Source organism: Reinekea sp., assembly GCF_982785585.1.
This window is the reverse complement of sequence record NZ_CEYAVF010000019.1, coordinates 29834-52747: the sequence shown is the minus strand read 5'-3', so window position 1 is coordinate 52747 and position 22914 is coordinate 29834. Positions and strand designations below refer to the sequence as shown.

At 53.4% G+C, this 22914-nt stretch carries 22 protein-coding genes; 19 read left to right on the top strand and 3 right to left on the bottom strand.

Annotated elements, in window-relative coordinates:
• From AC4FIC_RS09260 to AC4FIC_RS09245, 4 genes are all read left to right on the top strand, one after another.
• Positions 1-1185, top strand: a 1185-nt coding sequence (locus AC4FIC_RS09260; RefSeq protein ID WP_476194953.1) for a hypothetical protein, incomplete at its 5' end; no start/stop codon positions are given.
• Between the two features lie 913 nt (positions 1186-2098).
• The gene (locus AC4FIC_RS09255) at positions 2099-2323 is read left to right on the top strand and encodes a hypothetical protein (RefSeq protein WP_100256887.1); all 225 of its coding nucleotides are present in this window, start codon (positions 2099-2101) and stop codon (positions 2321-2323) included.
• A gap of 31 nt (positions 2324-2354) precedes the next feature.
• Positions 2355-2780, top strand: a complete 426-nt coding sequence (locus tag AC4FIC_RS09250) for a hypothetical protein (RefSeq protein WP_145980249.1) — start codon at positions 2355-2357, stop codon at positions 2778-2780.
• Between the two features lie 649 nt (positions 2781-3429).
• Positions 3430-5169 (top strand): alpha/beta hydrolase, encoded by a 1740-nt coding sequence (locus AC4FIC_RS09245; protein ID WP_487778716.1) that lies wholly within the window; start codon positions 3430-3432, stop codon positions 5167-5169.
• A 94-nt stretch (positions 5170-5263) separates the two neighbouring features.
• Here AC4FIC_RS09245 and AC4FIC_RS09240 read toward each other — a convergent pair whose 3' ends face one another.
• Together AC4FIC_RS09240 and AC4FIC_RS09235 are read right to left on the bottom strand one after the other, a co-directional pair.
• A complete protein-coding gene (locus AC4FIC_RS09240; RefSeq protein ID WP_273285218.1) occupies positions 5264-5593 on the bottom strand; it encodes an EscU/YscU/HrcU family type III secretion system export apparatus switch protein in 330 nt (109 codons plus the stop codon).
• Positions 5590-7014, bottom strand: a complete 1425-nt coding sequence (locus AC4FIC_RS09235; RefSeq protein WP_100257430.1) for a hypothetical protein — start codon at positions 7012-7014, stop codon at positions 5590-5592. Before AC4FIC_RS09235 ends, AC4FIC_RS09240 begins: the two co-directional genes overlap by 4 nt.
• A gap of 157 nt (positions 7015-7171) precedes the next feature.
• Between AC4FIC_RS09235 and ccmA the strand changes: the two genes are divergently transcribed.
• The 15 genes from ccmA to AC4FIC_RS09160 all read left to right on the top strand — a co-directional run bounded on the left by ccmA (position 7172) and on the right by AC4FIC_RS09160 (position 22451).
• Positions 7172-7801, top strand: coding sequence for a cytochrome c biogenesis heme-transporting ATPase CcmA (gene ccmA, locus AC4FIC_RS09230; protein ID WP_476194393.1), 630 nt, complete (start codon positions 7172-7174; stop codon positions 7799-7801).
• On the top strand, positions 7798-8469 hold the full coding sequence (ccmB, locus tag AC4FIC_RS09225; RefSeq protein WP_100257428.1) for a heme exporter protein CcmB: 672 nt from the start codon (positions 7798-7800) through the stop codon (positions 8467-8469). Before ccmA ends, ccmB begins: the two co-directional genes overlap by 4 nt.
• Before the next feature lie 71 nt (positions 8470-8540).
• Positions 8541-9320: a heme ABC transporter permease CcmC gene (gene ccmC / locus AC4FIC_RS09220; RefSeq protein ID WP_319418043.1), complete on the top strand. Its 780-nt coding sequence runs from the start codon at positions 8541-8543 to the stop codon at positions 9318-9320.
• Positions 9320-9493, top strand: coding sequence for a heme exporter protein CcmD (gene ccmD / locus AC4FIC_RS09215; protein WP_100257427.1), 174 nt, complete (start codon positions 9320-9322; stop codon positions 9491-9493). The genes ccmC and ccmD overlap by 1 nt, the downstream gene beginning before the upstream one ends.
• Entirely contained in the window at positions 9490-9933 is a 444-nt protein-coding gene (ccmE, locus tag AC4FIC_RS09210; protein ID WP_100257426.1) for a cytochrome c maturation protein CcmE, read from the top strand. The genes ccmD and ccmE overlap by 4 nt, the downstream gene beginning before the upstream one ends.
• Positions 9934-9943: 10 nt before the next feature.
• On the top strand, positions 9944-11899 hold the full coding sequence (locus tag AC4FIC_RS09205) for a heme lyase CcmF/NrfE family subunit (protein ID WP_287419703.1): 1956 nt from the start codon (positions 9944-9946) through the stop codon (positions 11897-11899).
• Positions 11896-12429, top strand: coding sequence for a DsbE family thiol:disulfide interchange protein (locus AC4FIC_RS09200; RefSeq protein WP_100257424.1), 534 nt, complete (start codon positions 11896-11898; stop codon positions 12427-12429). The genes AC4FIC_RS09205 and AC4FIC_RS09200 overlap by 4 nt, the downstream gene beginning before the upstream one ends.
• Positions 12416-12886 carry a cytochrome c-type biogenesis protein gene (locus tag AC4FIC_RS09195; protein WP_100257423.1) on the top strand — a complete coding sequence of 157 codons (471 nt, stop codon included), beginning with the start codon at positions 12416-12418 and terminating at the stop codon, positions 12884-12886. The genes AC4FIC_RS09200 and AC4FIC_RS09195 overlap by 14 nt, the downstream gene beginning before the upstream one ends.
• Positions 12886-14091: a c-type cytochrome biogenesis protein CcmI gene (gene ccmI, locus AC4FIC_RS09190; protein ID WP_100257422.1), complete on the top strand. Its 1206-nt coding sequence runs from the start codon at positions 12886-12888 to the stop codon at positions 14089-14091. The genes AC4FIC_RS09195 and ccmI overlap by 1 nt, the downstream gene beginning before the upstream one ends.
• Before the next feature lie 257 nt (positions 14092-14348).
• On the top strand, positions 14349-17849 hold the full coding sequence (gene smc, locus AC4FIC_RS09185; RefSeq protein ID WP_476194956.1) for a chromosome segregation protein SMC: 3501 nt from the start codon (positions 14349-14351) through the stop codon (positions 17847-17849).
• An 18-nt stretch (positions 17850-17867) separates the two neighbouring features.
• Complete coding sequence (locus AC4FIC_RS09180) at positions 17868-19070, top strand: cell division protein ZipA (protein ID WP_476194397.1); 1203 nt, start codon at positions 17868-17870, stop codon at positions 19068-19070.
• Positions 19071-19093: 23 nt separating this feature from the next.
• Entirely contained in the window at positions 19094-21118 is a 2025-nt protein-coding gene (gene ligA / locus AC4FIC_RS09175) for an NAD-dependent DNA ligase LigA (RefSeq protein ID WP_476194958.1), read from the top strand.
• A gap of 59 nt (positions 21119-21177) precedes the next feature.
• A complete protein-coding gene (locus tag AC4FIC_RS09170; protein ID WP_100257418.1) occupies positions 21178-21624 on the top strand; it encodes a hypothetical protein in 447 nt (148 codons plus the stop codon).
• A gap of 33 nt (positions 21625-21657) precedes the next feature.
• Positions 21658-21912, top strand: a complete 255-nt coding sequence (locus AC4FIC_RS09165; RefSeq protein ID WP_100257417.1) for a YheU family protein — start codon at positions 21658-21660, stop codon at positions 21910-21912.
• An 80-nt stretch (positions 21913-21992) separates the two neighbouring features.
• Entirely contained in the window at positions 21993-22451 is a 459-nt protein-coding gene (locus tag AC4FIC_RS09160) for a DUF2489 domain-containing protein (protein ID WP_100257416.1), read from the top strand.
• Positions 22452-22458: 7 nt separating this feature from the next.
• On the opposite strand, the gene AC4FIC_RS09155 is transcribed toward AC4FIC_RS09160, so the two are convergent.
• Positions 22459-22914, bottom strand: a 456-nt coding sequence (locus tag AC4FIC_RS09155) for a hypothetical protein (RefSeq protein WP_476194398.1), incomplete at its 5' end; no start/stop codon positions are given.

Below are 22914 nucleotides of genomic sequence, written 5' to 3'. Positions count from 1 at the left end.
GTTCGGGGCATGGTCCGCGGCAAGGTCGGGGGAATTGTCACTGGGCTGCTGCTGGCGCCCTGGTGCGCGGCACTGGACTATCAACAGAGTGTCGACCTGACCAGTGCCGCCAGCCTGCTCAGCACTCCGACTCTCTCGGGCCTGCCCGATAGTGCGCAAGCAGCCGACACCCGCGCCAACGGACAGCTGAGCGGCTATTGGAATCTGCTTGCCTTTCCCTCTGCGGCCACCCAAGTGAATCTGCGTTACGGCTGGTCCGCGCAGGGCACGGTCTATTGGCCCGAGCGGCAGCAAGCCAGCAGCACGGCGAGCACGGCGGACTATCGCCTGGCAGATTTGGATACCGAACTGTGGGCCAGCAGCACAGATAACCTAGGGCTCTACCAACAACTCGATGCACTCTCGGTTACCTGGTACAGCCCATTCGGCGAGTGGGTACTGGGCCGGCAACCGATTAGTTTCGGCTTGGCCAAATTCTATTCGCCGATCGATGTGATGCAGCCGATTGACCTGGTCGCAACCGATCGCAGTTATCGACCCGGTGTCGATGCGCTGCGCGCTACTTGGTTTCTCGGTCCGGTGTCTTCACTGGAGGCCGGTTACGTTATGGGTGTCGATCGCGCGCTATTCGGTCGGCTTAAAGCCTTTATCTTGGCTGCCGACTGGCAACTGTCCGCCATCCAGATCAACGACCAGTATCGTCTGGCGGCTCTGGGTGTGCAGTCTGGCATCGGCGCACTGGGTCTGTGGCAGGAAACCGCCTGGTTGAGTGAACCCGGCAGCAGTGACATTCGCGTCACCCTGGGGGCCGATATGACTCTGTTTGAGGATTGGTATCTGGTCTCCGAGCTGCACTACAATGGTTTGGGCAGCGCCCAAGATTACCTGCAGAATGCGGCCGGGCAGGGCTTCTATCAGATCGGTGCGGTACTGCCCCTGGCCCAATGGTATGCCAGTGTTCAAGTCAGTTATCCGATCAATGTGTTAACCCAATGGAGCACCGGTGCCACGCTTAATTTGAACGACAATTCGGCGCTGTTTAATAGTGCCCTGGCGTACAGTGTGTCCGATGATATGACCTTAAATGTCAACGCCGTTGTGCCGGTGGCCAAGTCTCACAGCTATGCCTATGAGTATGGCATCTACCCCAGCGTTTTCTCCGCTCAGTTGCAGTGGGTTTTTTAGGTTTCGCTCAATCGCTATAAATTTTCTTTTTTAAATTAGGTGTGAGTCAATAGGAGCCCGCGCGATCTGTTTTTCCGTGAATCAATTTAGGCGATAAAAATATGAGGTTGAGTCTTCGGTTTTATCGCCGTCCATTACAGAGTAGGTGCCCGATAAGGTTGTCTTACGGCGATTGGTTCTAGTCAAAAAGAATTAAACCTAATGTATATTAAATAAGTAAATAAATAATATTCTCTATATATTTTGTATTTATCGGCATAAGGGCCGTTGCAAAATAAAAAGTTGTACGTTAGTTTAAGGGTTAATAGCAACGAGAGCTAACGAGAGCTAACGAGAGCCACCGTCACGGAAGTTGATTGTCACACAAGTTGATTGTCACACAAGTTGATTGCCACGCAAGTTGATGGTCACGGACGGTAGCTGTCTGGCTGGACAGTAATTTTTAATCATGACGTCGGAAAAGGAATTTCTGGATGGGTCAAATTAACTACTCCATCGGTTCTGTATCGCCACCCCTGAAACGGCCTGCGGGTACATTCTGTCGACAAATATTTCTAAGTCGGCCGACTCATCAGAAGGTCTGTTTCGGGTTAAAATGCCCAAGCCTTATTCGTCAATTCCCCCTAATATTTTATTTTCTATATCAGTTTCTTAGTGATCGATATAGGGCCATGTTCCGTAATGGAAAACTTAGTAACTATTCCCTCGAAGTTGACTCGTCAATCCCAATTCCAACCATAACCCATGCCTTGCTGTTGGCCATGCCAGTGTGCGCTTATCGCTAAACTAAAGAATTTGCTCGTAGAGCAATGTGGGTAAGCGAAATTCTCGCTTGCCCAAAACCCAAGTGTAACCCGAAAGGAATTCCTTAGGATGTACGGGTTATTTATTTAATACATAAAAGGAAATTACCATGAAAGAAATTATACTTGCGCATGACTTTGAATCTGTAACAGGTGGTGCCACCAACAATGCTCATTGCTATACGAAAATTGCTACCTCAACGGTTACGGTGCAATATCATACCAGAACCAGCAGCGGTCTCGTGGCTGGCGGTCGGGGTGATAAACATTCAGACTATAAGTCTTGCCAAGGAGATACGCCAACCTGGAAGTATGCCGGTCAGTTTGCCGGTTGATGGTTCCGGTGATTAGTGGAGGGAAATGATAGTGAAATATATAGTAATTAGCCTGTCTATTTTATCTTGCTCTAAGTTGTATGCCTGTAACGTTGATTTTGATACTTGGGCTATGGTAAATACATTGGGTCTATTTTTTCCTACAGAAGCTGTATATCCCTTTAGGCTAGATCTAGTCGGGCCCGGTTATAATGAGCCTATCTACATAACTGAGCGAGACGATCACCTTGAGTATTTGGTGACCGTTAACAGCAGTAAAGCTCACGATAAGCTGCGTGAGTCAAGCGCGGCGGAACAGGTTGTTGTTGGGCAGTATACAGCGAGCGTTGCGTTGTTTACCGATAACTACGAGCCTCTGGTTAGATGGGAGTTTGTTAAAGAAGACGGCTGTTGGAAAAACTCGGCATTGATCTTTGATGTTGATGTGGAAGATATTGATGAGCTATTGGAGCAGTAGTAGCTATTAGTCCATTTGATATATAGCCGTCGCATAGAGACCCTGGCGGGTGCCAGGGTCTTACCGGAAGCAGTCTTGACTCATTTTGAAATTTTTACAAAGATCGCACCCGATTCCATATTGAACATATTCAAAGCACCCTGCAAGAATCCACCCGCCTTTGATGCTCTATTGTCAAGTGTTACAGGCTTGATATTGGTCTTAGCAGGATGCGGGCAATAAAACCCTCTGTTGATATTTCAACCCTATTGCTTGTTACCCGCCAACCTGTTCGAGCAACATTTGAAAAAATTAGTTAATCAATTTGCCCGTCTAGTGACCCTGTTGTTGCTAATATGTGATCTAAATCGTAACGATTGAAAAAAATTGTTATTAACTCTAGTAAGTATTTGTTTTGTTTCGTCAAAAAATTTAGTTTAGCGTGGCGGGTAGACTAGTTCAATTTTATTGGGAGCTTTTTAAGCTGAGTTTAATACGCAAGCTATAACGCCACCCCATAATCTCTGTTGGGTGTGTGGTACGGTGCGTTGGATTGGATTTATCTCGTCAAAATGAGTCGATATCAAATAGGGCAGTATGGAAACGCTATTGGGTGATCGGTATTCGACATAAATAACAACAATATTTTCTGCATTGCAAAGGAATTGATATGTTTAGAATTATAACGAAAATAACGCAATCGTGGCCCGCTATGGCGTTGCTTGGCCTACTCACTCTGCTAGCGCCGACCGCCTATGCCGACTGGTTTGTTCGGGGCACGGCCAATGCTTGGCAGCCCCAGCCGATGACGGACTTGGGTAATGGCCAATATCATTTGAACCTTAACTTTCATAAGGAAGAAGCCATTGCCCGCTTTAAGATTGATCGCTTTGCCGACTGGAGCGAAAGTTACCCCAGTCAGGATCTACAGGTCGATGCCTGCAGTGAATACAACATTCTGTTTAACGCCAATAGCAAAGCCATTGTATTGGAGAAGGTCGGGGTGGTGACAGACGGAGAATGCAGCATTACCGATGCCTGGTTCTATCGCGGCTCCTCAAATGCCTGGGCGGCCACGGTGATGTCAGCCATACCCGGCACCAACAACTTCACGCTCAATGTCGCCTTTGAAAAACAGGAGGCGGACGCCCGCTTTAAAATTGATCACTTCAGCGACTGGACGGAAAGTTATCCGGCCCTGGATTTTCGTATCGAAGATTGCGCCGAGTACGAAATTGTATTCGATAGCGTGCTGAAAACCATCGTCGCCACCAAGCTACGCGACATTCTGACCGGTGCGTGCAGTGAGCCGGGCGATGACGACTGGTTTTTCCGCGGCACCGCGAATAATTGGCAGAGCACTAGGTTGACGCAAATCGGCGCAACCGACCATTACGAACTTACCGTCGCCTTTAAAAATCAGGCCAGCCCTGCGCGCTTTAAGATCGACCATTTCGGTGATTGGCTGGACACCTATCCGGCGCTCGACTTTACGGTCGACGACTGTGCCGAATATCGCATCCGCTTTAATCGCAATACTAAGATTATCGAAGCCGACAAACTCGCCACCATAGTAGGCGATGCCTGTAACGGACCCGAAAATACCGTATTGGGCGATGTGCGCATCTTAGATGTCAGGATGCCGCAATTGGGCAATATTAGCCGTAAGGTGCGCGTGCTGTTACCGACCGATTACGACGTCAGTGAACGAGACTATCCGGTGCTCTATATGCACGATGGCCATAACCTGTTCGATAAGAACACCAGTGCCTTCGGTAACGAGTGGTATGCCGATGAGATACTTGATTTGCTTTACAGCACGGGCGAGCACGAGGGCGTAATTGTAGTGGGTATCGACAGTGCACCGAACGCTCAGCAGCGTTATCAAGAATATACCGGGTGGGATTGGACCCACCCGAGTTTGGGCTTTATCGATGCTAAGGGGGCTCAACACGCTGCCTTTGTGGTCGACAGCTTGATGCCCTTGATCAATAGCCGATATCGTACCCTGACCGATCGCGACAACACCGGCATTGCCGGCAGCTCTATGGGCGCCTATATGGCGATCTATACGGGTATTCGTTATCAGACCCACTTTTCCAAGATTGCTGCGGTGTCCTTGGTTGCGCTCGACAATCCGATGAACGGTTATGAGTTGCGCGATTACGTGCGGGCGGCGGATCCGAGCCTTCCGATGCGCGTCTATACCGATATCGGTACCGATGAGCAGCTCAGCTATACCACGCCGGAACTGCTGGTGCAGAGTAATACTAAGATGTGTGGTGCCTTGCAGGTGCCCTTTAGCGAGGTGACCTGCCGCACTATCGAGGGCGGTCAGCACAATGAGGCGGCCTGGGCGGCCCGCTTTGGGGATATCTATTTGCATCTTTTCACTGGGCTGGATCTATAGGGTCAAAGGCTCATCGCGCGACCGTTTGCTTTGACGGTGGCGCGGTTTGTTTGGCCTCTGGCAGGGCGCCCCTGTCAGTTTTAACTCTGTCAGTTTAGACATCGCCATAGTTTTCGCGCATCCGCTTATAGGCGGTGCGCGTCGCCGTGGGTGAGAAGCCTTCGGGCACCTCGTTTTTAGCGAAAAAAGCGAAGGCCAATACGCTGGCCACCCATTCGAACAGCTCCGGCGGGACTGCCTTGCCGACATCCAGTTGGCTAAGGATATTCACCAGGTCTTCGTCTTCATAAACCGGTATCTGGTGTTGCTGGGCCAGCTTGAGGATGGCTTGAGCCTGTTCGTTTTCGCCAAAGGCCGACACAATCGGGGTTTTTCGCCCCTTATATTGCAAGGTGGCAGCTTTATTTACGGTTGGATCTGTCATGTGTGGATATCCACTAGGTGGTTGTCTTTCTCTTTTTGTCGATCGGCATTCATTTTTTTGGGCATGCCGTGCTTGGTGGTTATATTCCGCTCACCCAAGCCGGCGGTCCAGCTCTCCAGCTTAGGTAATAAGGTATTCAGATGGCTGAGCGTGGCCGCATCCTCACTCCAAAACGTTAGCTGGGTGGCATCGCCGCCCCAATCAATATCGGCACAGATGTCGGCCATCGGTGCCAAGGACAGATAGACCTTCATGCGCCAGCGGCGGCGCGCGCGGGCGTCCTTGTCGGCGTTGGCGGTATTGCGGTGTTGTTCTTGCCACCATTCGATGTCGGCCCAACTGGTCAGTCCGAGCCAGATTAGCGGCAGCTGCATCTGCTGAACCGTCGGCTGATCGGGCGCCGACCATTGGGCCGAGGCGCCCAAAATAGCACTGTTCTGAATCCGAGCTTGACTCGCTTCAAGCCAATTGCGCAGGGCGAGCAGTGGACTGTCGTCCTTGCTCGAGTTTGCATTTTGACTGGCCTCCAGCGGGTTCTGCGCACGAATCTTGTTCGCTTGCTGCAGGGATTGCGCAATTAATGCCGCCGCCTGTTGTTTTAACCGGCTATTGAGTTGATCCGGTGCTGCCTTGATAGTGTCATCCATCAACCCGAGCCATTGACCGAGTTTGATTTCCAGTGGCGCCTGTAGGCCGGAGTCGGCCATCTTAGGGTTGACGCCGGCAGGACTGGGTAAGTTGGCATGGCCGCTGCTCGGTGGCGCTGCGTCTATGCTGTCCAGTCCCTCTAGCAAGGACATACCTGAACCCAGAGCGGCCAGGCCCGAAGCACGGCCCTTGGGCATGCTGCTCCAATAGCGCAGTTGCGACAGGGCAACGGTCTCACGAATCCAAGCAGCCACCACTGGGCTGCTGAGGCTGGTTGGCCGTTGGTTTAGCCAATGCACCAGCGGACTCAGGGCGCTAAATCTGTGTGCTAGGCCGGTCAGTTCAACGGGACTCGGTAGGGTGGGGAAGTTGCGCGCGTCGGCCTTAGGTAAGAGATGTCCGCGCCAAAAATCTAGTTCCAAATTGACCAGCTTGGTGAGTTGGGCCTGGGTCGGTTGCCGAACCGGTTGGTATTGTTGATGCTTATCGAATTCCAGGAGTAGGGAGGTGCCCGGTCGGATCGGGGCGTCCGAGAACACACTCAAGGGGGGCGCGCTTTTCGGGTCATTCTGCAAAATAAGCTCGAAAAGGGAGGCCTTGTTGCCCGCTAATAGGGTTTTCGATTGCAGTACGACGGTCACCAGAGGCGACATCGGCGTGAGTGGGAGGTTTTTTGACGGTAGAGCGGTTGTTTCAGGTTCGCCCCCGCCGCGAATGATTTTTTGACTGGTCACGGTGCTGTCGCTGGGCAATCGGATGCCATCATTTGCCATATAGTGACCACCTGCTGGGTAAGCTACTTTATCAGGGGAAGATAATAGTCTATATCGGCGCCAGGCTGAAATTCTTGATATCTCAAGCTTTGGTAAAGGTTACCAATGCTCTATTACAGGTGGTTATACTCGGCACACTTTTATTCTGGATAGGTTTATGCCTGAGTTGTTAAAAGCTGCAGACCTATTCTGTGAGCGAGATGAGCGAATTCTATTTGCAGATTTGTCATTCGCTGTCGATCAGGGTGAAATCCTCCACATACAGGGTGCCAATGGTGCCGGAAAAACCACGCTATTACGTCGCCTGGTTGGCCTGAGCTGGGTGGTCGAAGGCAATGTCACCTGGCATGCGCCCGTGGCTGACGGCGATGCGCTCGACGGCAATCGGTTCTGGTATCTGGCCCACCGGCCAGCCGTCACCCTGTTGCAAACCCCATTGGAAAATCTCGCCTTCGCCATGGCCTTACACAATCAGGTGTTGGCCCCAGAAGCCCTGTGGCAGGCCTTATCGACGGTCGGCTTACGCGGCTATGAAGACGTTCCCGCGCACAGTTTATCGGCCGGCCAACAGCGCCGAGTATCGTTGGCCCGACTCTACCTCGATCTGCCAGAGGTACGACTCTGGCTGTTGGATGAGCCCTTCACCGCGCTGGATACTAGCGCCGTGAATCAGCTTGAGCAACGCATTGTCAGCTTCGCCGAGCAAGGTGGTACGGTTATTATGACCAGTCATCACGGCCTCCATCATGCTGCCGTGCGCCCTCTGCACATTGGAGCCCCATTGTGATTGCCATCCTGCGCACCACCCTGACGCGAGAAATGACTTTGGCCTTCCGGCGTCGGGCAGACCTGTTGAACCCACTGTTCTTCTTTGTTGTGGTGGTCAGTCTCTTTCCGATAGGTGTGACCTTGGATTTGGCCAAACTCGCCCTGATGGCGCCCGGCATCCTCTGGGTGTCTGCGCTCTTGGCCTCACTTTTATCGCTCGACCTGATGTTTCGCAATGATTTCGATGACGGCACTCTTGAACAGATGCTTTTAGCGGCGGTGCCCCCTCAATTGTTAGTGTTGTGTAAAATCATCAGTCATTGGTTGGTGACCGGTTTGCCATTAACGGTATTATCGCCAGTATTGTCCGTGATGCTGGCATTACCAGCCAAAGCGGTACCGGTGCTGATGCTCTCATTATTGCTTGGCACCCTGTCTCTGAGTCTGATCGGGAGTGTGGGTGCGGCTTTAACCGTCGGGTTGCGCAAGGGTGGTCTATTGTTAACGATTTTGATTATGCCGATTCTGGTGCCGGTGTTGATATTCGGCACTTCAACGGTTCAGGCTATGGCCACGGACCAGCCTTGGCAAGGTTACCTGGCGCTCTTGGGTGCCTTTACCGCCGGGGCCTTTGCGCTCACACCCTGGCTGACGGTCGCCGCCTTAAATGTAACAGTGGGCGATTAACGTGCCCAGTTCGAAGTCCTAAACAATACGTAGCCGTAGCCCTACCCAACAAAGCAGGGCGCGGTAATTGAATGATCTGGAGACAAGAGTCGATGTGGCAAATTTTTGTTCGATGGTTCCACAAGTGCAGTTCGCCGAAGTGGTTTTATCAGATGTCCAAACCCTGGAGCTTTTGGCTTGGCTGGGCGGCCTTTGTGCTGATTGGCGTGGCGCTGGTCTGGGGCCTAGCTTTTTCTCCGGTTGAACGTGTCCAGGGCAACAGTTATCGCATCATCTTTATCCATGTGCCGTCGGCCTTCCTGTCCGAGGCCATCTACATGACCATCGCGATAGCCGGGGCGGTCGGCCTGATTTGGCGCATCAAGTTGGCCTTCTATGTGGCCAAGGCGTGTATCCCAATCGGTATGACCATGGCATTTCTGGCGCTGGCCACCGGGGCCATCTGGGGCAAGCCGACCTGGGGTGACTGGTGGGTATGGGATATGCGCATCACCTCGATGCTGATCCTGTTCTTGCTCTACCTTGGCCTCTGGGCTTTGCACAACGCCATGGAGCGGCCAGAGAGTGGCGATCGAGCCGCGGCTATCTTGGCTTTGGTCGGAGTCGTGAATATTCCAATCATTAAATACTCGGTAAACCTGGTAACGACCCTGCATCAACCCGCTACGCTGAAGTTTACCGAAAAGGCGCCCATGCACATCAGCATGTTGGTGCCTCTGCTGCTATCTATTTTAGGCTTCTATTTGGCATTCTTGGCCTGGATGTTTATTCGCGCTCGACTGGAAATTCTCAAGCGCGAGCGCAAGGCCCTTTGGGCGCAAAAAGAAATTGAACAACTGGGAGGTTTATAATGGCGTTCGAATCCTTTTCGGCCTTTTTGAAGATGGGCGAACACGGCCTCTATGTCTGGTTAGCCTATGGCTTGGCCACCATTGTTGTGCTCTTTAATATTCTCGGGCCGCGTTATCTAGCGAAACAGCTGGTCAAAGATCATCAACGTAAATTACGTCGGGAGCAAGCATGAATCCGAAGCGAAAACAGCGTCTGCTATTGATACTCCTGGGTGTCTGTGGCGTCAGTATTGCAGTGTTCTTGGCCATCTTTGCACTGCGGCAAAATTTGAACTATTTCTTTACGCCGACGGAAATTAGCCAGGGTCTGGCACCCAAGGCCCAAGTTATCAGGGCCGGTGGGATGATTAAGGCCGGCAGCGTTGAGCGCGAAGAGGGCAGTTTAAAGGTATTCTTCGAGGTGACCGACTTCTCAGCGGATGTGTCGATTGTGTATGACGGCATTTTGCCGGATCTATTTAAGGAAGGTGAGGGCGTCGTGGTGATTGGTCAACTGGGTGAGGCGAATCTGTTTACCGCCGACACCGTTTTAGCCAAACACGATGAAACCTATATGCCACCGGAAGTGACCCACGCTCTAGAGCAAGCCGGTCAGGCCTCTACCACCTATTAACGGAGTTTACATGTTTCCAGAGTTTGGGCAGTTTTCACTAATCCTGGCTTGGCTGTTTTCGTTTTTGCTCGCGGTTTTGCCGTTGGTGGGCTTGAAACTTAAAAACGAGTCGCTGTTGCGCACCGCACCGGCTTTGGCCTGGGGAATGTTTTTTTTCCTAGTCGTGTCGTTCGGTATCCTGATGAATGCCTTTTTGACCGATGATTTCTCGGTCTATCTGGTCAGTCAACATTCCAATAGTGCCTTACCCTGGTACTTTAAGATGTCGGCGACCTGGGCCAACCATGAGGGATCGATGCTCTTGTGGATCCTGATGTTGGGCGGCTGGACCGTTGCGGTCACAGTATTCGCGCGCACGCTGAACTTCGAGCTCAAGGGCGCGGTCCTGGGAGTTCTCGGCCTTATTGCCTTTGCTTTTCTGATGTTTATTCTCTTTACCTCTAACCCGTTTGAGCGGTTCCTACCCATCTCGCCGGTGGACGGTTCCGACCTCAACCCGCTCTTGCAGGATATAGGCCTGATCATTCATCCGCCCACCCTCTATATGGGCTACGTCGGATTCTCTGTGGCCTTCGCCTTTGCCGTTGCCGCGCTCTTAACCGGCCGATTTGATGCCAGTTGGGTGCGCTGGTCGCGACCCTGGACCAATGTCGCTTGGGCCTTCTTGACTCTGGGCATCGCCTTGGGCAGCTGGTGGGCCTATTACGAACTAGGCTGGGGCGGCTGGTGGTTTTGGGATCCGGTTGAAAACGCGTCCTTTATGCCTTGGCTCATCGGTACGGCCTTGATTCACTCACAGGCGGTGACTGAAAAGCGCAATTTGTTTAAGAGTTGGTCGGTGCTGTTGGCGATCTTTGCCTTCTCGTTCAGCCTGTTAGGCACCTTCTTGGTCCGTTCGGGGGTGCTCACCAGTGTCCATTCTTTTGCCGCTGACCCAGAACGTGGTCTGTTTATTCTGGTAATTCTGGCCTTAACCATTGGCGGCAGTTTGACCCTCTATGCGCTCAACGCTGGCAAGATTAAAACCAATGGCCAGTTCGAGCTAGTCTCGCGCGAGTCCTTTATTCTGATGAATAACATCCTTCTGGTGGTTATCGCCTTTGCGGTGCTATTCGGTACGCTTTTACCGCTCTTTGCCGATGCCTTCGGGTGGCGCAAGCTATCGGTCGGCGCACCATTTTTTAATCTGGCGTTCAACTTGCTGATGGTGGTCTTGCTCTGTTTTATTGCTGTCGGTCAACTGATGCGCTGGAAAAAAGACCAACTAAAGAATTGGACTGGATTTTTGCTGGCCATCGCGGCCGGGGCAATCGTGATCGCCTTAGTGCTGCCCTGGACCCTGTCCGGTGAACTGCACTGGCAAATTTGGTTGGGTCTGTCCCTGGTATTCTGGACGGCGGCCAGCCTAATTCGACTGGTCATGGATAAAACCCGGCACAGCAAAAGCTTTCTCGCCGGTGTGCGCAAAGCGGGCGTCGGTTTCTGGGGTATGTGGATTGCCCACTTGGGGTTGTTGGTCTCGACCACCGGTGTGGTGCTGGTATCTAATTTGGACATCGAGCGCGACTTCCGTATGACCGCGGGCGATGAAGTTGTCCTGGAAAATTACCGTTTTGAATTTGAAAGCATCGGTAAGGTGCAGGGACCGAACTATGTTGCCGATCAAGGCGTGATCAATGTCTATCGCAACGACAAGGCGGTCGCGGTATTAAACCCGGAAAAGCGCTTTTACCCGGTCAAGAATAATGTCATGACCGAAGCTGGCATCGATGGCAATCTGTTTCGCGATCTTTATGTGTCGTTAGCCGAACCGCTCGATGACGAACGGCAAGTCTGGTCGATCCGACTTCAGGTCAAACCCTTTATTCGTTGGTTATGGTTCGGCGCAGTGTTGATGGCGATCGGCGGCACCCTCAGTATCACAGATAAACGCTATCGCTCAACGAAGAAGGGAGCCACAGCATGAAAATCAAGCCACTCTTAATAATTCCGCTGATCGTCGTACTGATGATATTTAGCGTATTCGGTTATGCCTTGCTGAGCGGAGTCAATCCCAAGGCAGTACCGTCGGCCCTTACTGGCGACCCCTTGCCGGACTTTAAATTGAGCCGTTTAGAAGACAGTAAGAAGTTCCTAACCGTTTCCGACCTGGTCGGTGAGCCGATGTTGGTGAACATCTGGGCGACCTGGTGCGCATCCTGTAAGTACGAACATCCAGTGTTGAACTCCCTAGCCGCACAAGGCGTGAAAATCATCGGCATCAACTATAAGGATGATCGGGCCGCAGCGCTGACCTGGCTAAGCGAATACGCCAACCCATACAGCATTGATATTTTCGATCCCAATGGTGACCTTGGTTTTGATCTGGGTGTCACCGGCGCACCGGAGACCTTCTTTGTCGATTCCTCCGGCGAGGTGCGCTACCGCTTTCAGGGCCCAATTACCGATGTTAACTGGCAGAATAAATTGAAGGCGATCTTCGATGAAATGGCTTAGAACCTATTATGCCGGTCTCGTGCTGGTATGCGCGTTGCTGGCCTCCGGAGCCCAGGCGTCCAGCGAACTGTTAACCTTTGACAATGACGGTCTGCGCGATCGGTATGAGGAGTTGAGCTTTCAATTCCGCTGCCCCAAATGTCAAAACCAAAATGTCGCTGATTCCAATGCGCCGATTTCCCAAGACATTCGTCAAAAGACCTATGAAATGTTGCATCAAGGCTTTAACGATCAAGAAATCATCGATTTTATGGTCGATCGGTACACCGAATTTGTCATCTACAAACCGCAAATGTCCTTTGTTACGATCTGGTTATGGATTGTGCCGGCATTTTTATTGATTTCCGGCCTGACCCTGCTAATTCGACTGACTCGCTCAAGCCGACAGGGTGTTCCAACTGAGTTAACCGCGGATGAACAACAGCGGCTCAAGGCCTTGATGGAGGATAAGTCTTAATGCTGATTTTAACTATTTGGGTCATACCGGTGTTGGTTTTCGTACTCTTTGCAGTGCGCCAGCGCAGCCAGAAGGAGCAGGGGGTTGAATCCGTCGAGCGGTCATTATCGATTCACAAGGAACAGTTGGCACGCTTGGACCAGTTGCGCGACAGCGGCGAACTGAGTGATGTTGAATATCAATCGTTTCGTTTAGAAGAAGAAAAGGCCTTGCTCGCCGATGCCGAGACTGACCGCAGCTCGCGCGGCCAGGTCAGTCAGATGTCCTGGGTCTGGGTGCCACTGTTCACCTTGGCTATATTTGGCGGTGCCTGGTTAACTTACAACAAGATTGGGGCTTATCCGGCCGTGCAGGTCAAGGAGCAGTTCGCGCAGCTGGCCTCCGACGCCAATCTGTCACCTGAACAGGTCAGCAAGACGCTCAATGATTATCAGCAGCTGCTCGAAAAAACGCCCGAAGATATAGAGGGTTGGTTCCGCTTGGCGCGCATGCAGATGGATATGGAAGCCTATCCGGAAGCGCTGCTCAGTTTGAATAAAGTACTGGCCCAATTACGGCTGGTCGAACACGAGGCCGAAGATGAGTCCACCATCCTCGCCTATATAGGCCAGGTACAGGCTACCTTGGGTGCCAGTGAGTTGTCTTTGGCGGCATTTGAAGAGTCGCTCAGCTATTTTCAAAACGACACAGCGCTAGGCTTGGCCGGACGCTTGAGCTTTGATCTAGGCAAGAATGAGAAGGCGATCGAATACTGGACTCGGTTGAAGCTGAATAACCTTGACGCCGATTCGCAGGTAATAGACGAATTTATTGCCGAGGCGAAAGATCGGCTCTTGGCTCAAGGCATTGATTATGCCGTTGATGAGCCAATCCGGATTGTCGTTCGGGTGAACCTTCCGGCTGCCTGGGAAGGCTTGTCCAAAGACGCGGCGCTGTTTGTGTATGCCCGGCCGATCGGCAGCCGCATGCCATTGGCGGTCAAACGATTGGCTATCAGAGCTCAGAACGTCACCGTGATGCTGAGCGATTCCGACGCCATGGGTCCGATGGCCGGCATCTCCAGCCAAGACGTGGTTGAGGTCACCGCTCGGGTCTCGTTGACCGGCATCGCTAACGCTCAACCGGGTGATTGGGGAACCGACGCGGTCGAGGTGTCTCTGAATCAGGTGGAAACGAATGTTGAACTGACGATCAATATGCCCTGATCCGACCGATTAAAAAAACCCTGACCGAGCATCCGGTCGGGGTTTTTTTTGGCCCCCTGTTGTGGCGCAAGGGATTCGGCCCGAGTTAACCTGACTCGGGTGCTGCCGTTAACGCAGCCCAATGCCACCCCTTCAGATCTGGAAAATCGCTAAGTTATTGAATAGTCTGGCTAAAATGACCTTTTTGTTTGGGTTCCCCCCAGCCCCGATTGACGCTAGAATCGACCCTAACTGTACATTATAGATTTTAGGACTAGATGCGCTTAAAAAGTGTCAAACTTGCCGGTTTCAAGTCATTTGTGGACCCGACGACAATTCCTTTTCCAACCAATCTGTCGGCGATCGTCGGCCCGAATGGCTGTGGCAAGTCAAACACCATCGATGCGGTGCGTTGGGTGATGGGCGAGTCGTCGGCCAAACATCTGCGCGGGGAATCGAAAACGGACGTCATTTTTAATGGCAGCAGTTCGCGCAAGCCAGTCAGTCAGTGCAGTGTCGAGTTGGTGTTTGACAATTCCGATCACACCCTGCGAGGCGAATTTGCCGCCTACAACGAAGTCTCAATTCGCCGCAAGGTGACGCGTGATGGTGATTCAAGCTATTTTTTAAATGGCACCAAGTGCCGCCGCAAGGATGTCACCGACATTTTCCTCGGCACCGGCTTGGGCGCACGCTCCTATGCCATTATCGAGCAGGGCATGATCTCGCGCTTGATTGAATCCAAGCCCGAAGAGTTGCGCGTCTATATCGAAGAGGCCGCCGGAATATCGCGTTACAAAGAACGTCGCCGAGAGACCGAAAACCGTATGCGTCGCACGCGGGAAAACCTCGAACGTTTAACCGATCTGCGCGAAGAGCTCGAACGTCAACTGCAGCATCTGCAACGCCAAGCCCAATCGGCCGAAAAATATAAGACCTTAAAGGCCGAGGAGCGGCAAACCCGCGCCCAGTTGTCGGCTTTGCGCTGGCAGCGGCTGCACCAAGACGTCAGTCATCAGGAACTCAAGATCGCCGAGCTCGAGACGCAGTACGAATCCTTCGTCGCCCAACAACGACACATAGACCTCGAAGTGGAAATCCTGCGCGAACAACACCACGACGCTACAGAGGCCTTTAATCGGGTCCAAGAACAGTTTTATCAGCTCGGCAATGAGATTGCCCGATTCGAACAGACCCTGCACCACCGCCAAGAGCAGTCGGTTCAGTTGTTACAGGATATTCAAGAAGCGGAGCGCCAGTTGCACGAAGCCGCCGGCGAAGCGGCAACCGACACCGACAAGGTTGAAGAGAAACGCGAGTCCCTTACCTTTTTGGAGCCGGAACTGGAGGCCGCTGAAGAACGTACCGAACAGGCGACTGACCGCTTGGTGCTGTTGGAAGAAAAACAGAGCGCCTGGCAGGGTAAGTGGGACGCCTTTAATCTCAATGCCCAAGGCCCCAAGCGTCAGGCCGAAGTAGCCCAGTCGCGCATACAGCACCTTGAACGGGTCGCCGAACAGTTACACCGGCGTCAAGAGTCTCTGCATCAAGAGCGTCAGGCAATTGCCGATAATCCGGAAGCTGAAAATTTGGCCCGCCTGATCGAGGAGTCGGAACGGCTTGAGATTAAGGGTGAGGACGGTCAAATCCGCTTCGATGACTTATCGGAACGCATGCTGGTGCAGCGCGAGACCCTGGAAACCAACCGCAGCGCCTTAACTCAGGCGCGCCATGAGTTGCAGCAAAAAAACGCGCGCCATAGCACAGTTAAAGCGCTCATTAAGGCCTCTCTGGGCGATGAAGCGCCCGGTGTGCAAGACTGGTTGGCCAGCCACCAACTGCGTGAAGCGAAGCGTCTAGCCCAAGACCTGCAAGTGACTCCGGGTTGGGAGACTGCGGTCGAGACCGTATTGGGTGAATCGCTGCAGGCGATCTGTGTTGAGGATCTCGGCGCTTTGCTCGAGCCCTTGGCACGCTTTAAAGATGGCACCCTAACCCTGATCAGCGCTACCAGCGTCAGTATGCCGGTATCGGCCGACTCGCTACTCAGTAAGGTGCGCTGTGACCGGTCGTTGCACAGCTGGTTGGCCCCGGTCCGAGCGGTCGTCTCTTTGGAGGCTGCGCTGGCTCTGCAACCGACCTTGCAACCGGGCGAGAGCTGCATTACCCAAGATGGCATTTGGGTCGGGCCGAACTGGCTGCGTCTGAGCCGGGGCGAGGCCAATCAACACGGTTTATTGAGTCTGCAACAGGAAGCCGAGCAGTTGGTCGAGCTCATCGATGAGCTCGAAGCCAGCGAAGACGATTTGGCGGTGAACCTTGATGTGGCCCAAATGCAGCTCAAAGCTGTGGAACAAGATCGCGATCAACTGCAGATTGAAAATCAACAATTGAACCGCGCCCTAGCCGATATCAGAGCAGAGCTGGGTGGTAAACGAGTCCAGGCCGAAGAGTTGCAGGCTCGGCGCCTGCGCCTCGATCAGGACATCGGCGAGGTTGAGCACCAAATTGCTGAAGAACGCGAAGCGCTGACACTGAATCGGGAAGAATTGCAGCAGGCGCTCGATTCGATGGAAGACGACGTCGATGAGCGCGATGCCTTGGTGGGTGAGCGCGAAGAATACCGTATCGATATTGACGAACAACGCGATGTGGTGCGTCTGAGTCGTGACCAACAGCACCAAATGCAATTAAAGCGGCAACAATTGCAGGCCGAGGTGGACGCCTTTCAGATCGCCTTTGAACGCGCCCAAGCCGCCAAAGCTCGAGCGGCAGAACGCTTGGCCAAACTCAATGAACAAGTGACCTTGCGCGATGATCCGCAAGATGATGTGCAGATGGAACTTGAAGATCGGCTCGAACGCCGGCTCGAACTGGAAGAGCAGTTAGCCGAAAAGCGAGCAATTGTCGATCATACCGATAGCCGGATGCGCGATCTCGAGCAGCAACGCCATGGCCTCGATCAGCAGGCAGCCACCTCGCGCAGCGCTCTTGAGGCAAGCCGAATGGCGGCCCAAGCCTCGATGACGCGGCGCAGCACCCTGCAGGAACAGTTGGCTGAGCAGCAATTCGACCTGGCCACCGTGGTTGAGAATTTGCCCGAAGAGGCTAACGAAGCCGACTGGGAAGCCTCGCTGGAGCGCACGGCCACTAAAATTCAGCGTCTCGGACCGATCAATTTGGCCGCGATCGAAGAATATCAAACTCAGGGCGAGCGCAAACGCTATCTGGACGAACAGGATCTGGACCTGCAAAAAGCGCTCGAAGTTCTGGACAATGCAATCCGGAAAATCGATAAAGAAACCCGCACGCGCTTTAAAGAGACCTTCGATCGGGTCAACAGTGGCCTGCAGGAATTATTTCCCAAGGTATTTGGCGGCGGGCACGCCTATCTGGAATTGACCAGTGAAGACCTGCTCGATACCGGTGTCGCCATTATGGCCCGGCCCCCGGGTAAGAAAAACAGCACCATTCATCTGTTATCCGGCGGCGAAAAGGCTCTAACCGCGATCGCCCTAGTGTTTTCAATTTTCCGGCTGAACCCCGCGCCCTTCTGCATGTTGGACGAGGTGGATGCGCCATTGGATGACGCCAACGTGGATCGTTACGCTAAATTGGTCGAAGCCATGTCGGAACACGTACAGTTTATATATATTACACATAACAAGGCGGCAATGGAGATGGCCCATCAGTTGATGGGCGTCACCATGAACGAACCGGGTGTTTCTCGGTTGGTGACAGTAAATGTCGAAGAAGCAGCCCAAATGGCAGCCATGTAACCGGCTTAGGTAGAACTTATGGAATTACGAGAAATTATTGTTGCTTTAGGTGTGTTCGCAATCATCGTTATTCTGATTGATGGCGTGCGGCGCATGAAAATCAAGATACCGACGAAAACCATACCGGTGGACGACGATTATCAAGATCCTGAAGAGCTGGCGCGTAAAGCCCAGGTGGCTCGAGAGTTACCTAATGGCGGTGCACGGGTGGTGCGCGAGATGTCGAATGCTGAGCAGTCCCTGCTCAAGCAACGCCTCAACTTGCGCGAGCGTGTGCCCATGTTGATGGAGCGTGTCGAGGTCGGGGAAGAGCGGGCCGAGGTCGCACTGTCCGATGAGGCCCGGCAAAAGGCCGCACTGCAGTCGGAGCTTGATTTCACCCAGGCTATGACCGAAACCGATGACGCTATTAGCAGCTCAGAGCCGGAGGCTGAGCCGATGGCGATGTTTAACGACGCTGAGCAAAGCCCGCAAACACCCGAACCTAAGCGAGCTACTGAGCAGCCCACCTTCACGATGGAAGAGCTAGGCCGCTATCCAGAGTCTGATGTAACGGAACAGCCCAACCCCTTCACAGAAGATGATCTTGAAGACGAACCTTATGCCTATCAAGAGTCTGTTTCAGAGAACGATTCTGGTCAGTACGACGCGGAACCAGTCGATCGCTATGAATCCGCAGCGGAGGTCGATGACCTTCCCGGCCCTGCAGCCAAGACGGCAGCCCGGCCCGGCGCCGGCATCTCGGAGATGACGCCTGAGTCCAGCCCAGCAGCCGTTGAGTCTCGGGTCAATCCCGGACCGGTGGAAGAATTGGTTATTATGCACATTATGGCCAAAAACGACGGCGAATTATCCGGCAGTGCGGTCTTGGAATTGTTGTTAACGGCCGGTTTGCGCCATGGTCCGATGGAGATCTTTCATTATCGCAACCCGCAGGGCTATTCCGAATTTTCCTTAGCCAATTGCGTTCAGCCGGGAACCTTTAACCCGGACAGCATGAATCAGGTGAATACGCCGGGGGTAACGCTCTTTATGCAGTTGCCCACCGCTGCCAACACCCTGGAAGCGTTCGATCATATGTATGAAATGGGCCGCTATTTGGCGAAGCATCTGGACGCCGACATGCTCGATGAGGATCACAATTCTGTCACGCCACAGCGTTTGGAATATTATCGGGAAAAATTACGCTCCTTTGTCCGCTCTAAGATGATTCCTACTTAACCGCTCTAGTGACAGGAAACCCTATGTCTGTGGTTCGCACCCAGTATCTGGAGTTGATCGAACAGCTCTCCCGCTACGATTACGAATATTACGTGCTCAATGAATCGACCGTCCCCGATGCCGAATACGATCGTCTGATGCTGGCATTAACCGCCATCGAGCTCGACCATCCGGATTGGATTACCCCAAGCTCACCGAGTCAGCGGGTCGCGGGCCAGGCGGCCGAAGGCTTCGTCACGGTCGCCCACCGGGTGCCGATGCTGTCCTTGGACAATGCCTTCAGTGGTGAGGATCTGGCCGCCTTTGTCAAACGGCTCCAAGACCGGCTCAATAACCCCGCCTCGATCGAGTTTGCCTGTGAGCCTAAGTTGGACGGCATCGCCGTTAGCTTGCTCTATGAGCAGGGTCAACTGGTGCGCGGAGCGACTCGCGGCGATGGCTCGACGGGCGAGGATATCACCAGCAACGTGCGTACCATCCGCAGTATCCCCTTGCAGTTACAGGGCGACGACTGGCCTCAAGAGCTAGAAGTGCGCGGTGAGATCTATATGCCCAAGGCCGGTTTTGAACGGATGAATCGCCTGGCCTTGGCGCGCGATGAGAAGGTATTTGTCAATCCACGCAATGCAGCCTCGGGCAGCCTGCGCCAGCTCGACTCTAAGCTGACCGCGCTGCGCCCGCTGGAAATGTGCTGTTATTCGGTCGGCTACTCAGCCGGGGGCGAGTTGCCCGCTACCCAGAGTGAACTGATGGCTCAATTCGGCCGTTGGGGCTTGAATATAAATGCCGAACAGGCCGTCGTGCAGGGCATCGAGGGCATCGAGGCCTACTATCAACAGCTCGAAACCCGGCGCGACAGTTTGGCCTATGAGATCGACGGCATCGTCTACAAGGTCAATAACTTCGCCCTGCAGAACCGGCTGGGGTTCGTCTCGCGGGCCCCGCGCTGGGCCATCGCGCGTAAATTCCCGGCGCAGGAAGAAATGACCCGACTGCTCGCCGTTGAGTTTCAGGTCGGCCGGACTGGCGCCCTAACGCCGGTCGCGCGGCTTGAGCCGGTTTTTGTCGGCGGGGTCACGGTCAGTAATGCCACGCTGCACAATATGGATGAAATCGAACGTTTGGATGTGCGCATTGGCGATCGAGTGATTGTCCATCGCGCCGGCGATGTGATCCCCAAGGTCGCGCGTGTCGTGGTGGCCGATCGACCAGCTACCGCCGAACGGATTGAGGTGCCGGCAGTCTGTCCCGAGTGCGCCTCCAAGGTTGAGCGGATCGAGGGTGAGTCGGTCATGCGCTGTACTGGGGGCATTTTTTGCAGTGCGCAACGGCGCGAAGCGCTCAAACACTTCGTCTCGCGCAAGGCTCTAGATATAGACGGTTGCGGTGAAAAAATTATCGACGCACTGCTTAGTGCCAACCTGATTCATTCGGCCAGTGCCCTGTTCGAGTTGCAGCCTGCACAGCTGATTGGCCTGGAGCGCATGGGCAACAAGTCGGTCGAGAAGCTGTTAGCGGCCATCGAGCAGAGTAAGCACACCAGCCTAGCGCGCTTTCTATTTGCCTTGGGCATCCGCGAGGTCGGCGAAACCACCGCGCGCAATTTGGCGCGTTATTTTGCTACCATGGATAAACTGATGGCCGCCACTGAAGAGCAGCTCCTGGAAGTTGAGGACGTCGGCCCCAAGGTTGCCGCCCACGTGGTGAGTTATTTCTCCGAGCCGCAGAACCGTGCCGAAGTCGCGCGTTTGATCGCCCTGGGTGTGCACTGGGACGATGAGGTCGTCTCCGAGCAGGCGCTGTTGCTCAGTGGCCAAACCTGGGTGGTGACCGGTAAGATCGACCAGATGAGTCGCGACGAGGCTAAAGACTATCTGCTTCGACTGGGCGCCAAGGTGGCTGGCAGCGTATCAGCAAAAACCACCCAGGTTGTCGCAGGGCCCGGAGCAGGCAGTAAATTGAACAAGGCCACCGAACTCAATATTCCGGTGATGGACGAGGCGGACTTTATTCGCTGGCTGACCGACCAGGGGCTCTGGCAGGCTTAACCTTGACGATATGAAGCGGGCCTGCGCAGGGCATTAATAACCATCAGTTTGAGGCGGACATGGATCAAGAAACGATAGTGTATGGCATTATTAAGGATGTTGTGTCCAACGACAGCCAGTTTCAGGTGCGCAGCCGGCTGATAAATTGTGCCGCCTTACTGGCATTAGATGACCTGGATATTTTTCCCTATCTCACCAGCAGTATGTTTTCGATTCCAGAAGACGAGCTCGAACAGGGCACCTATCAGACCCAGGTGATTCATTTTGCGGCCTCCTATCAGGCCGTGGAATACCATTGGGCGCAATGGCTGAAAAAGTTTGAAGCCCTACTGAAAAGCATGTACTGGGTCGCCGCGACGGTCCATCTGGAAACGGAACTGTCGGGCAAACACACCTTTTATTGGGAAAGCGCTTGTGCCTTTCATGCCCCCAGTGAAGACTTATCGGTGCGCTGTGAATGGGAGCAGGATGTGTCATTTCGGCTGAATACCCAGCCAATTCGGTAACCCCCGATAAAACCCTAGGATTGATATAGCATTATGATAATACCCCATGAACGACTGGCATCTGAGGTGTTAAGCGCAGTTATTGAGGACTGGTTAAGTCGTCAGTCCCAGGATTGGGTAGGCGACATTGAGGATCGCGATCAGGTGATCGAGCAGGTCATCGAGCAAATGCGGCGCAAAAAACTGGTCGTTACCTGGGATGACGAAAGTCAAACCATTAACCTGGTCGATGCCGACGCGGTCAGTATCTTGCCCACTTGGCCAGTGGATGAATTTAACAACGGTTAACTAGGTGTCGACGGCCACGGTCGCCGTCGATTTAAGCGCTCGCTGGCAAGAGGCGGGCCGAATAAGTGGAGCACAAAAACATGATGGTGTTATTAGGCTTAGCGATCACGATAATCGTGGTTCTAGCAGCAATTGCAGGACGATATCTATGGCAGGTTCGCCAACAGGCGGCAGAAAATGAGCTGAAACAACAGGCTTTGGCACAGAAGCAAGCGGAACAACGGGTCTACCTGATCGAAAGCCTGCAATTAATTGCCGGCACCGTGGTGAACAACGACCTAAACCTATCGGAGGCGACCATCCGCTGTAAGGTGTTGTTGGACGCCTTGCTGTTGCCAGCCGAAATTCGGGCCCCCTTTGAGGTGCTGGACGAGGTCTATGAACATCTGCAGGGCTTTGACACCCACGAACAGCGCAAGAAATTAACCTCCGCAGAGCGCAAGGCCCAAGATCAAAGTCGTATCGACATCGAAGGGCGCTATCGGCAACAGCTGCTCGGTTGTTTTCAACAGCTGGTCACCTTTCAACCGCCCGCCTGAGCCGGGCTCAGGGATCAATCTGTATGCGATAGGCCAGTTGCAGCGACTCTGCCGGCCTAAGCGAAAAGATGAGCCACTGGATAAAGTGGATATCCGCCGGGTCGAGGTCGGCATCGGCCTGAAAGAAGGTTTCGCCATCGCGCGAAATACGGTACAGGCCCTTACTGGGATCCCATTGGAACGAATCGGCAAGCAACTGGATGGCACCAGATGGCACGCTGTTGATCAACTCAATATCTTCCAGTGTTCGATCGCTTTGATTGACCGCCCTGATCACCAGCTCGATCAGGTCACCTGGGCGTGCTTCAGCGGTCGCCACGCGGTTAAAGCCTTGGCCGGTATCATCCAAAACCAAGCGATAAAAACTTTCGCTGACCTCAACGACATTCGCCACCGGGCCGTCAATCTCCAGACCATCAATCTCCAGAACATCAATCTCTAGACCATCAATCTCTAGACCGTC